Raw genomic sequence first — 12792 nt, forward strand, 5'->3', positions numbered from 1 at the left:
AACGAAGAGCGCGGCGCCACAGGTCAAGATGAGACGATGAGTCGGGCGCGCGCTCGAACTGCCTTCAGCCGGTCATCGGTGCGGCCGTCTGCGCGCAAGGCGTGCTTGCCTCCACCGGGCGCTGCACGTTGACTCGCGCATAGGGATGACCCCAGACCGAATACGCAAGCCAGCTCGGATCGCCCGCCTCCTTGGCCGCATTGCGCGCGTGACGAACCGCAGTGACGAGCGGCGCGCCCTCAACGAGCTTTTGGTAGAAAAGACGGGCGAACAGCGATGCCGTGCTGTCACCGACCGACCACATCGGCGCGACGAGAATGGCCGCCTTGCAAGACTTGAGAAATGAGATGCCAAGGCCCGCCGCGCCGGTCATGCCCGCGCTCGGGACACCGACCTGACACGCGTTCAGGAAAACCAGAGGACGGTTGCCCGCGTGTCCCTGCAAATAGAAGTCACGCAAATACTCAGGCGTGCCGCCCGGACCCACCGGTTGAAGCAGGAGCCCGCCATTCCAGGGGTTGTCCTGATTCGCTTCGCCGTGGCAGCCGGCGTGGAAAAGGTCGAAGCGCCCCTTGCCGAACAGCTTGCGCATGCTCGAAGTCGTAGGCTCGAGAGGCTTGGCGCCGAACAGGTCTTCGAGCAGCGAGCGGTCGTCGGCCGTCCCCGAGAGGGTATAGGGCGGCGGGTAGTCGGGTATCAGGTAAAAAGCCTGTTCACAGTCGATCGTGACCACCGCGGGCGGATAGCCGTAGTCGGAGTCCCAGCGCAGCAGCCCCAGTTCGGCGAGGAAACACCCGCCCTCGGTGTTGCCATCCTGCGACGGGTCGCGCAGATACAGCATCTCCCAGGGAATCGACGGCTCCCGTGTATAGACTCTTACGGCGCCGATTCGCTTCTCGGACCAGGCGGACCACAGCTCTCGGCGCACTTCCTTTGGCACGAGCTCATCGCATAAGGCGGCGCCTCTGAGACACAGATCCTGCTGGAAGGACTCCATGAATTCGCGGATCGCGCCCGGGTTCTGCACGCTCGCATAGCTCGCCTGGGCCCAGAACGCTTCGATATCGCCGTAGATACTTTTGATATAGGCGGAGCGCATCTGCTTGTCGAGATCGATCGACTGGCCGAACAGCATGACCTGCAGATCGTCGGAGCTGAGGTCATATTCCAGCCGCACGGGTTGATCGCCGTTTCGGGACGTGTCGCGGATCCGCAAGTCGATCAGGCCGCCTTCGTCGTCGCTCAGGTTGGCCGTGCCTTGCACCGACATCTTCGCCATCTCGGCGACGAAGCTCGGGCTGAGGACGATCGTGATGAGCTTGCGCTGCTCCTGGCTCGCCGTGATCGAAATCTCCGCCGGCCCTTCGCTCAGTCCGCGCGCCTGGAATTCGACTACGCGCGGGGCACCCGGTTCGGGCGGGTCCACGCATTGCCGCTCGTCGCCCTCGATCTGGCAATTCTGGCTCGTGGACGCGGTGACGACGATGGGAACGGCAACCCTGACCTTTGCCTCGCCGCCGACATGCGTCTCGCCGGACTCGAAGTGCAATGCTTCGCGCGATATCCTGAACGACACGGTCACCAATTCCCCGACGTGGGGCCGGGAGTGCATCTCCGCCTCGAAGTGACACGGGAACGACTCCGCTCCGTGCTCCGGCATCGGGCGCGAGGCGCTGTTCGCGCCCGGTGCCGTCTCGCCGGCGGACTTCGCCGCCGATGCAGCTTCAGCGTCGGCGGCGTCGTCGTCGTCATCTTCGTCTGGGTCTCGTGCGGCGTCGTCCTGAGGCGCCGGCGATGCTTCACTCGTTTGCATTCGGGCGCGCAGTGCCTGCGACCAGTCTGCGTCGGGGATGACCCCGATCAACTCGCCACCTTCCAGCACCACGGTGCGGCCGCTGATTTGACTCCGGGAAGGATTGCTGTCCGCGGCAAGATTGCCGATTTCCCAGCCGTCGCCGCGGTCGACCACGATCATCGATTCCGACTTCACCCTGGTGCGCACGCCTGCTGCGCGCTTGAGCGCCGCATTGAGATCCAGCCTGGGGTCGGTCTCCGCACTGAGCGCGTCCACTGCCTCGCGCAACTCGTCCGCCCGCCGCAGATGGTAGTAGAGTCGGATTCCGTGCCGCTCCATCACGACCACCGCCGCCAGAGGATCGTCGCCGATCAGCGCAGCGGCATCGGCAATGCGCGTTTGTCCGTCAATCACCCTGGCCTTGCTCTCGAACTGCACGAACACGCCTCGCATATCGAGCAGCCATTCGCCGAGGCGATCGTGCAGGTCGGCCGACGTGAAATAGATGGTGTGATAGAGCCGGTCCATGGGAGAAAGTTCGAGATGCTTACCAAGCCACGCCTGATGTGAGCCGAAGGTACGCATCGACGCGCAGTCGACCACCAGGTCGTTCGGCTGCGCGAAGACCGGGTCTGCGGCGTGACTACGCAGTAGATCCTGAAATCCCGGAGTGCCCCCCCGCGCGGTTCCCTGAGCGGCATCGAACGCGATGCCCGTCCAGTGGTAGACCGGCGCCTGAATCATTGAGCCGGATATTGGTGCGTCGTTGAGCATGCGCACGAGGTCGCTTTGCGGACGCATTGCGGCGACACCCGGCACGCGCGACTCGTCGATGCCCACCGCTGCGATCTCCTGCACCAGGGCGAAAATGTTGACGAGCACTGCGCTCACCAGCGTCGCGCCGGAGTCCAGCGTGGTATCCAGATCCGCTGCGTGCGCACCCGCTAGCGTCAGATTCGTGTACAGGTCGAGCATGCGCATCCAGTTTTCCGGACGCGCGAGGTCGGTCCCGGCATTTGCGCTGCCGACGAACACGATCTTGTCCGCGCGAAGCCCCGGCAGCGCCAGCGGCAGCACGCGTTCGATCAGCGCGCGCGCCACGAGACCGCCGCGGCCGAGGACGACTCCGTCGAACACCGCGTCCGGCGCAAGATCGAGAGCGGCGAGTTCGCCCGCGAGGGCCTCGGCGTTTTGGAGCGGATCCCGGGATAGCGTGCAATGATCGAAGCCGAGTACGAGGTCGTAGCGTGCGCGGGCTACCGCGAGGAATCCACGCCCGCCTTCCCTGGTCGCCAGAGCGCCGAAGCTATCCTTCGTGCTGCCAAACAGATCATGCACCAGCAGTAGTATCTTGCGAGGCGGTCGGGCGCGCGCCGGCAATTCGCCGACGCCCCATTCAGCCGGGTCGAGCGTCGCGATCGGCACAAACCCTTCCGGACGATCCGCTTCCGGCGCAGGCGTGGCGGCGGCAAAGCGCAACACGTACACGCGCACGCTCTTGCCGAGCCATTCGGTGATGACCTCTTGAGCGATGCGACGCGAGCCGGCATCGCCACAACTGGATCGCTGCGTTGGCAGAAGCTCGAATTTCAGCGTTCCCTCATCCGGAGGAGCCGTTTTTTTTTGCGGATAGCGCCAGGTGAGCGCGCCGTCGCGCTCGACGAGAACAATGACGCGCTCGTGCGCTGGCATTGCCGTCTCTAGTTCGACAAGATCCACTGCAATCGGCGCATTGCCGCGCTCAAGTTGCAATTCGAAAGCGTCGCAGCAGGTGAACCCGGACGCGCGAAGCTCGTGAGCGAGTGGGTGATCCGAAGGGGCGACCGACAGATGTTTGAAATCGATGCCGTCCGGAAAAGTGACTGTACCGCTGCGCGTTGTATGGCATGCCATTGCGCTCTCCTTCTTCGCATCTTGCCGCGTGGTTCATCCGGCGCACGGATTCAGGCATCCAACTCTAGTCGATAGCTTGGAGATACCCAAGAAAATACCAATCCCAGTGCGAGAAACCGCACAATAGTCGAGAAAATGTTATTCCGGTATCAAGTCATCCGAACCATGTTTCATTGACGATAAACGTCTCGCGTAAGGAAAGCTGACGGCATGGTTGAAAGTCGAGTAAATACGTCCGAACGATCTATTAATCGACTTAATAATTCAGAATCCCAAGCAATTCAGTGCGACTCGACCGAGGCTGCACAGCGTTTGATATCGTCGAAAGTCCGTGATGGGAGCGCAACTGCAGCAACCGGAAAAGCGCTTTGCATGACTAATATTTTCGCCTCGATGGCGTCGGTGGCGCAACGCAGATGGAGCAAACCTGCCATGTCGGCCGGTTGCCGAGATCGATGCCCTGACAGTATCCATCTGCATCCGCACGGCATCCGTGGGCGGCGAGCAGGCGCTGCGACGGATCACGTTGCGCAGCCACGATCAGTACAACATGACGATATACGCCATGGATATTCATCGCAGTCTTGCGCGGTGAGCGATTGGCGCGATCGCGCAAACCACACGGCGAACGAATAGAATGGACAGGACAGGTAAAGCGCGATGGAACGGATAGCCGTGTCGGGGACCTATGAGGCATTGCAAAATGGCAAATCCTTTGGCGGTCGCGTCGATTTTCTTGCGCGATTGGCGGATGCCTCGACTCGCCCGCCATGCACGAAGCGTCAATCGGTTCGCCACGCGAATCTTGACACTACAGATCAAGTCGCGGCACAGCGGGCTGCTCATACGTGCAAACTAGCGACTTCGGACTGCGTGGCCCAAAACAAGCAGTTTCCTTTGCGTTTAGCTCGACAAGACGCCGAGGATCTTGACGTCTGCCAGGCGCACTAGCAGTCGACGGGCTACCGCCCTCTGCGCCCGCTTCGCCAAGTCGTATCCCCTGCTCGGATCAGCTACGCGCGCGACAAATTCGACGTGCCCGGCGACGGGCCTGCCGTGTTGCACCGTCTCATACCTGGCTGACACCGCGATCCTTTCCATTGCCGGTTTCCGTAGCTTAGGAAGCCTCTAAACTGTCTCGTTCCGCGACTCGAAGCTTAGTCTTAGTAATGGTAGCGACACGAAATGATGTTGATCTGCGTGCCGTCGATCTCATAGACCAGGCGATTCGTCTCATCGATCCGGCGTGACCAAAAACCCGTCAAGTTTTCCTTCAATGGCTCGGGCTTACCAATGCCCTCAAACGGCGAGCGCTGCGCATCCTTGATGAGTTGATTGATGCGCTTTAACGTCTTTTTATCCTGCCCTTGCCAGTAGACATAGTCGTCCCATGCCTCAGCCGTCCACATGATGTTCAAAGCGCCGCTCATTCGCTGTCATCGACCAGCTTGCGGGGCTTGACCTTGCCCGCCCTTGCCTGCGCGATTGATCGCTCCAGATGGGCTACGTTGGCCGGGGAGCGCAGCAGGTGCACCGTTTCCATCAAGCTATCGTAATGCTCCTGAGACATGACGATCGCGTTGGGTGCGTCTCGCCGGGTGATGAGCGTAACGTCTACGTCATCGACTACCTGGTCAATGACGCGCTTCAGATTCGCGCGGGCGTCCGAAAAGGGAATCGTGCGCATATACCCTCCTTCGAGGCAGATTTGTACAGAATATCGTACAAGTCTACCACACCTCAATCATGTACAGGTAACTGTACATATAGTGCTCCATGCATCGCCAGCCTCCTGTTACGAGGAAATTGGGGGCATGAGACACGAAATCACCCGGCGACGCGCGCCGCCCGTGCTTTTCATCGGAAAAACGCCGCGTACCCTGCCCGCCGCCACGGTGCGCCGGGAACCGGCGGATGGGGGATGTGGATGGGTCAGGCGGTTAGTTGCGCAATGGACGATGCCTCGTCCTGCTGTCCAGTCGGACACACGACGCCCAGCGGCGCGGCGCTCGGCAGGGCGCAACCAGAGTCGTTGGCCATTTCGCGGCGCCAGGCGCGGGCCCGAAAGAGCGAGGTGTGGAAATTGCTGGGTCTGAGTGGTAGCCCGAAGCCAACCAACTTCCCATGGAAACCGCCCTCATCACACCTTGCCCTCTCGACAAGCTCGCGCTACCCGACGACCTGGACGGCCGCGACGGCGCGAACCGCGCCACTGGACGCCGCCAGATTGGCGCCGATGACGATCCCGACGCCATCAGCGCCTGGCTTGCACGTGTGGCCAGCTCGAAAAACACATTCGAAAATTATCGCAAAGAGGCCGAACGATTAGTGCTGTGGTCAATCGTCCAGCTCGGCAAGCCTCTATCGTCGCTTACGCACGAGGACCTGCTTCTGTACCAGCACTTCCTGGCCGATCCGCAACCGCAGGAGCGCTGGGTCGCGAGCGAGCGCAAGTTTCCGCGGACCGATCCGCGCTGGCGCCCGTTCCACCGGCCACTCGCGATGACGAGCCAGCGCCAGGCCATGGTGACGCTCAATGCGATGTTTTCGTGGCTCGTCGGCGCAGGCTACCTCGCCGGTAACCCGCTGTCGCTCTCACGGCAGCGCGCGCGCCGTGCATCGCCGCGGCTGACGCGCTTCCTCGAGCGTGACCTGTGGCAGGAAGTCAAGGTCTACATCAACTCGTTACCCCGCGAGACGAACCGCGAGTGCGAACGCTACTGGCGCGCCCGCTGGCTCTTTACCCTGCTCTACCTGGGAGGCCTGCGCATCTCTGAAGTCAGCGGTAACACCATGGGCCGTTTCTTCTGCCGACACGACGCAGAGGGACACAAGCGCTGGTGGCTCGAAATCACTGGCAAGGGCGACAAGGAGCGATTGGTGCCCGCATCTGCCGAAATGATGGTGGAACTGGGACGGTACCGGAGTGCACGCGGCCTGCCCGTGTTGCCTGCGCCGCAGGAAGACACGCCACTCGCACTGCCGCTGGGCCGCTCGATTAAGCCGCTTACGCGCGCCGCACTGCATGTCATCGTCAAGGACATCTTCACCGGCGCTGCAAGAATGCTGCGCCTGCGCGGCGATGAGTACGCGACCTCTGCAGCACAACTCGACCACGCCTCGGCCCACTGGTTGCGACACAGCGCGGGCTCCCATATGGCCGACGCCAACCTCGACCTGAGGCTCATCCGTGACAATCTCGGCCACTCGTCGCTCGCGACCACGAGTCTTTATCTGCATGCCGACGATGACCAGCGACATCGGGAAACCGAAAAGAGGCATCACATCGACTGGTAGGAAGCGCTCGCACCTGCTCACCAGGACGCGGCCTCATCGCGCAGGCGTTGCAAAGATGCAGACTCGCCGCGCCGTGAGATATCCGCAATTCTCCGGACCCTGGCGGACAAGCTGCGCACGGAATTCGGCCAACGTCGACATCGACATCGACATCGAATGCCCAGCATCATCAGACAACTGCCTAGTCTCTTCCATCCGTTCGCGCACCCCGGCACCCGTGAACGGCCGCACACGTAGCCACGAATGTCGGGCGCGTCTGGGTGTGCATCGGGTGCGGCGCGTCGACGAGCGTTCCAGTCAGGCTGCTGGCGAATCAGCCGATTGACCGTCCATACGTTCGTGTAGAAAGGAAACGGCCCGCGTGAGGGCCACGCGTTGGCCAACGTTCATCCGTTGTGTGCGTTCTCGCATATAGCGAGAAAACTTTAATTGAACTCTGGTAGGTTGCGCGGAACCACGAAAAATAATTGGCAAAGGTCTGCGGCAGCGAAACTCGACGCGTCAAGAAGTTTGGTAGATCAATATTCATATGTATGCTTCTAACGCCAATTTCCAATTGACAAGTTCACTGAGTTGACGAAGACTCAATCAGGTTTGAGTGTTGGCTCGCGTCGGCTGAATGGCTTGTCGTCAAAGCAACAAATAATGCAGCTATAAGAGCATCCAGTGGTGCAGGAAAACCGAACGACGCGCCGCGGTGGTTGCAACGATCAAACCCTATTTTATCGCCGTCGATATCGCAAGGCAGTCGGGCGCACTTGGCGACGGCCTTGGTCGTTGATTATCCGTTGTGCACGCAAGTGCCCGAGCGGGTCCAACTGATGGGGTAAACATGCGTTCGGTCCGCCAGTTATCGGAGCGCGCAAACATTTATCGACTCGAATAAGAGGACGAAATGTCAGTGACCATTCTCCATTTGACCGACATCCACACTGGCCAAGGGGAACTCCTCGCCGAAGATGCCAAAGTCTCCGTACCTTATGCACAACGTCAAAAGCAGCTAGAACGATTGAAGAACTACGTGAGCAGCCTGCCGGCTGTTCCCGATTTCGTAGTGGTTAGTGGAGACATCACAATTCGTGGCGATCGTTCCGGACTCGACACTTTTCTTATCTGGCTCATCGCGTTAATCAAGGCAAAGAAGTTGCCACCTGCCGAACGCATCCTCCTTACACCCGGAAACCATGACGTCAAGCGAAGGTCGCGCGCCGCCCAGCCAGATAAGGATCGCTACTCGGACTTCTGGAATGTCTTCGGCAAAGGCTTTCCGCACGCTCATATCCCAGACTGGGATCCACCCCTGCGTAGCGAGAATTTTTCGATTAGTAAATCCGCCAAACTCGTCGGCGGCGTTAAGACGGAGAAGAAGGCCGGATACCCAGAATTGCAACTTAAATCGAGTCTTCCATTCGTCCTCGATCTCGAAAAGGACGTCCTAATTTTCTCCTTCAATTCAGCACAAGCGTGTGGTGTACCACTTCCTTCAGACCCTAACATCATCGGGCCGCTCGAGGCGATTTCGAAACTTGACACGCCGCATAGTGGCGATATCACAAAAGCAATCAATGCTTATCTGGATTCTCTCGTCATTGATGCCGGGCTAATTGGTGAGGCACAGCTCCAATACTTTTCTCAAGTTATGGACAAGCTGCGAGATGAACTGGGGGCTCAGTACGATCGATTGACCAAGATCGCCTTCCTACATCATCACGTAACACATCTCTGGAATCAGGCACTCGAATTAAAGACGTTCGAGGCCGTCATCGATGCCGCGAATCTGAAACAATGTCTCGTTCAAAGCGGGTTCGACTTCGTTCTTCATGGTCACAAGCATATGAATCACGTCGGAATCGATAGTGCGTTGATTCCGATCTCGGATCAACGACCTTTCACGCCGTTATGCGTGATTTCTGGAGGAACGATAGGGGGGCACCCTCGCATGAACGACCGACAGACCTTCAAACTATTGAGACTAGAGGGTGAGAAGGGGCCTCGCACGAGGGCGACAATTTCTGAGATCCCGATTCTCGAGAATGGCAACCTGAAAACCGCAATGCATGACGCCAAGATCTTTCACGCGCCAATTAGCCAGAAGATTCCTCGTCTCCATGACATTCCGGAAATAAAGAATGCCTTAGACAACGAGCTAAAAAACGAGCTAGCGAAGGAACTCAACGATAGTGTTCTCGTAAGCGAAAAAACACAAGTGGATTCGGCGCTTTCGCATCTCGTTGGTCCTACGCTTCGGTATAAATGCCACTCGTCGTTACAGAACTCGAAGCAGCATATTTTCTATGAACTTATTCTTGCAACTAAGGCAATCAGCTTCGGTGATCAGGCGAGACTATATTGGCTTCTTGGCGATGTTGAGCGGGGAAACAATGGTCAAAATGGATTGACTCGTAAGGTCGTCGTTCTGATCGGATCGCTAGAGGGAACGCACTTTTCCTTGGCCACGAAACCAGAAGAAATCATGGATAGTGTGACGGAGCTTAAACAACACTTCCAACCGGCCATTGACAAAGGAATTCTAGATATCCGGTTCCATATCTTCAAGCAAAGCGAAGTCGAGTCGATTACGCGGCAGGCAATGAAGGAAAAAGAAAAATGACCATATCGCTACCCGAATTAGAGACTGTCATCGACGCCGCTTCAAATTTTGCGGCGATCTCCATCGAAGATCTCAAGACACTGTTTTTGCCGATGGGTTACCCGTTAATCGATCCCAGTCATGGACTATCATGGCGCGTAAAATCAATGTGGGCGACTCGTGCAAAGGTTGAAGGAAAGCGAGATTTGAACGTAGTGAACGATTTCATTGGTATTAGAATCATCGCGCTCAACATGGGCGCGGTCCTGCAGGCGGAACGAAGACTCGCTGAGTGGGAAGCGCGCCGTGGCTTATTACTAGTCAGCCGTGACGACTATTTTTCGAGCGACGTGACGGCGGGCTACCGTGCGATTCACCGCGACTACGTCCTCGCCGAGCCAGAGCGATGGGGGCTGCTGCCATGCGTAGGTGTTGAGGTACAGATCACGACTTGGCTCCAATACGCACACAATATGATTAGTCATGCGCTACTTTACAAAGGTTCAACATCTATCGAAAAGGCTGAGATTCTTCGCCAAATGGCTACAAAGATAAGTGAAGTGGATGCCCTCCTTCAGACTTTCGAGAACGACGATAAAATGGACAGTCGATGAGATATAGCTAGGTGAATTCCGCTACCTAATTGAGATGACACGATCCTCGCTAGCTGTAAGAGTGACTATCTAGTCGTCTTCGGAGTTTCCGTATGAACAAACACATGCGCTTCGCGCAACGGATGGCCATATTCCCGCAAATCAACGACTTCTATCATATTGACGCGCTGGCCGATCCGACGGATCCGGCGTCGCTGCTCTTACCGCATGTTGGGGAAATCGTCAATCGACTCAGAAAGCACTACGAGCGGGATCGGGTGATATTTTGTCTCCCAGGTGATTTTTTGAATCCGTCGTATCTCAGCCAGATTTTCAGCGGCGAACAGATGATCGATGTATTGAACACCATCGGTGTCAATGCAGTCACGCTGGGCAATCATGAGTTCGATTTCGACGACAATTGCTTCACGCCTTCGCATCTGATCAGGCTCATCGAGAAATGCCCAAGCATCCATTGGCTCGCATCGAATCGGCTTCCATGGGAAATGTCGTCTGTCGCACCTACTGCGGAAACGAGGGCGGCCATCGATCGTTTGATATTGAAAGACGCGCTGCTCATCCATGTGGCCGACGATCACACAATCGTATTGCTCGGCTTGATGAAAGAGGGACTGTATGAGGGCTTCTTCGAAGCGGGAAATTCAGTCGAATGCTGTGAGCGGCTTATACGCTCGGCCAAGGACAAACAAATCGACGCATACGACGTGCTCCGGAAAAGCGACCTTTCGTTCGTTGCGATGACGCACCAAGATGTGGCTTTCGACGAAGCCCTCGTAGACAGATGCGCGGAAATTCGGCTAATCATTGGTGGACACGATCACGATGTCGCGGAACCCCAGAACAGGCCAAACATTTGGGATGGTGAGCCTTCGCGTTCGCTGATCGTTAAAGCCAAGTCCAACGCACGGACCATGTGTGTGAGCTTCGTTAATTGGTTTCCGGAGCGTGAGGTAAGGAAGCTAGTGAAGCGCTACCAGACCGTTCGCGCAGTCATGGAAAAAATTGCGAAAACCAATCTAGAACAGCTCTTACGCACGATACTTCTTGACAATCCTAATCGGGGCGCGGAGCCGCCCGTCCTGTTTCAGGAACTGTGCAACGAACTGCTCCCATTGGTTTACCGAAGCATGAATATTCATGGATTCAATAGCTCGCGAACCGGGCAAATCGCGAGCTTCTCCGTGGACGCCTGTTTGGTACTCGATATGCTCGATACACGCGTCCGCAAGCTAGTGTCGACGCATGCAGAGACACAACATTGCATCGAACGCTGGACAGAGCGAAGCCGCAATCACATTCGACTGATCACCATATCACCTTGTCTGCTTGAGTTAGAAAACGCGGTCATCCGGCGACGCAGCACCAACTTCGGGAACTTCGTCGCGGATGTCATCAGTGGTCGACAATGCAAGCGATCCACAAATCGCGGGTTCGCCGACATTGGATTTGTGACAGCTGGCACCTTTCAACTCCAGCGAAATATCGTCGCAGGAGAAGCGATTACGAATCGGACAATGTACGATAGTTTCTGCTACGCCAATAGCATCGTACTCTTTACTGGCGTGGCCGGTCACGTCATCCGAGACATCATGCAAGTGACGCTTACGGAGTTGCAACGAGCTCCCGCGCGCGGCGATAGCCGTTTCCTTCAAATATCGGGGATTGAAGTAGACACGATCACTGGCTTGCACGCTCGGATCACGTGCGTGGATGCAGTTGGTAAACGAAGTCTTCTCGACGACAATGAGAGATACAGCGTTGCGACCTCAAACTACGTTGCGGCAACCACTCATTTCAGACGGTTCTTCGCTGATCTCACACCAACAACGTTGGAATCGTGTCTTAGAACGTCGGTCACCGAAGAACTCGAGGCGTTGAACGGCCAGTTCATGCCGGACAAATCGAATCGGTGGATCGGGCTGGAATAATAGGACCCGGTCGCTTGCGCATCGCTTCGCACATTCCCGGGTGCGGGGAGAGGATAAACGCTTTCCTACACTCTGAAAGGAGAAGCGCATGTCGGCGTCGCAATTTAGCGAGTCAACCCTTGTGGCGGTTTCACGTTATTCAATCTGCCTCGCTCACATAGCTGTGAGCGCGCAGCGACGCGTTCTGCCAGGTCGCGGATGGGCATCGAGGGAGTGCCAATCCACTGATCCGAGGAACTACCGCCCTGCTGTTCGACGTCGCCACCGTCGGTAATCCGCCACGTTGTTGACGTGGCATCAAGCACGACCCGACGTCCGCTTAGGCATCGATAACCTGTCGTCGGGCAACGGTACGGAATGACCTGCCCTCTCCGATAACCGCCCTTAGGCCTACCACGGCTGGCGCATTAGCTACGGGGCGCGTAATTCGCCAGCTTTCACCCGCCCCTACTCTCGACTTTCTGTCCGTCCGATGCCTGACTACGATGTAGGCGGCCGAATCACCGACCCGCCCGACATACACGAGACGTCGAGTTGTTCGCCACGCGAATCTCGACACCCATTAGCCGGCCGGAGTCAAGGGCAAAATCACAACCTCGCAAACCAATTGCGCTGAAGAAACAATGTCAGGCTATCTTCAGTTCTATGCTCATGCTCATCGCGCCCGTTTTCTCA

The 12792-nt window shown here is 57.5% G+C and carries 7 protein-coding genes; 4 read left to right on the top strand and 3 right to left on the bottom strand.

The genetic code is table 11. The features are described 5' to 3' along the window. Positions 1-64: 64 nt before the first annotated feature. The 3 genes from VSR72_RS36110 to VSR72_RS36120 form a co-directional block, all read right to left on the bottom strand. Positions 65-3688, bottom strand: a complete 3624-nt coding sequence (locus tag VSR72_RS36110) for a CHAT domain-containing protein (RefSeq protein ID WP_342957021.1) — start codon at positions 3686-3688, stop codon at positions 65-67. Between the two features lie 1163 nt (positions 3689-4851). Beyond that, on the bottom strand, positions 4852-5118 hold the full coding sequence (locus VSR72_RS36115; protein WP_342957022.1) for a Txe/YoeB family addiction module toxin: 267 nt from the start codon (positions 5116-5118) through the stop codon (positions 4852-4854). Then, positions 5115-5375: a type II toxin-antitoxin system prevent-host-death family antitoxin gene (locus tag VSR72_RS36120; protein WP_342957023.1), complete on the bottom strand. Its 261-nt coding sequence runs from the start codon at positions 5373-5375 to the stop codon at positions 5115-5117. Before VSR72_RS36120 ends, VSR72_RS36115 begins: the two co-directional genes overlap by 4 nt. 437 nt (positions 5376-5812) lie before the next feature. Between VSR72_RS36120 and VSR72_RS36125 the strand changes: the two genes are divergently transcribed. The 4 genes from VSR72_RS36125 to VSR72_RS36140 all read left to right on the top strand — a co-directional run bounded on the left by VSR72_RS36125 (position 5813) and on the right by VSR72_RS36140 (position 12117). Next, positions 5813-6985: a tyrosine-type recombinase/integrase gene (locus tag VSR72_RS36125; protein WP_342957024.1), complete on the top strand. Its 1173-nt coding sequence runs from the start codon at positions 5813-5815 to the stop codon at positions 6983-6985. A gap of 895 nt (positions 6986-7880) precedes the next feature. After that, positions 7881-9596, top strand: a complete 1716-nt coding sequence (locus VSR72_RS36130; protein WP_342957025.1) for a metallophosphoesterase — start codon at positions 7881-7883, stop codon at positions 9594-9596. Beyond that, a complete protein-coding gene (locus VSR72_RS36135; RefSeq protein ID WP_342957026.1) occupies positions 9593-10189 on the top strand; it encodes a hypothetical protein in 597 nt (198 codons plus the stop codon). Before VSR72_RS36130 ends, VSR72_RS36135 begins: the two co-directional genes overlap by 4 nt. 92 nt (positions 10190-10281) lie before the next feature. Beyond that, complete coding sequence (locus VSR72_RS36140; RefSeq protein ID WP_342957027.1) at positions 10282-12117, top strand: bifunctional metallophosphatase/5'-nucleotidase; 1836 nt, start codon at positions 10282-10284, stop codon at positions 12115-12117. The last annotated feature ends 675 nt before the right edge of the window (positions 12118-12792 follow it).

Source organism: Paraburkholderia sp. JHI869 (genome assembly GCF_038900775.1).
Classification (GTDB): Bacteria; Pseudomonadota; Gammaproteobacteria; order Burkholderiales; family Burkholderiaceae; genus Paraburkholderia.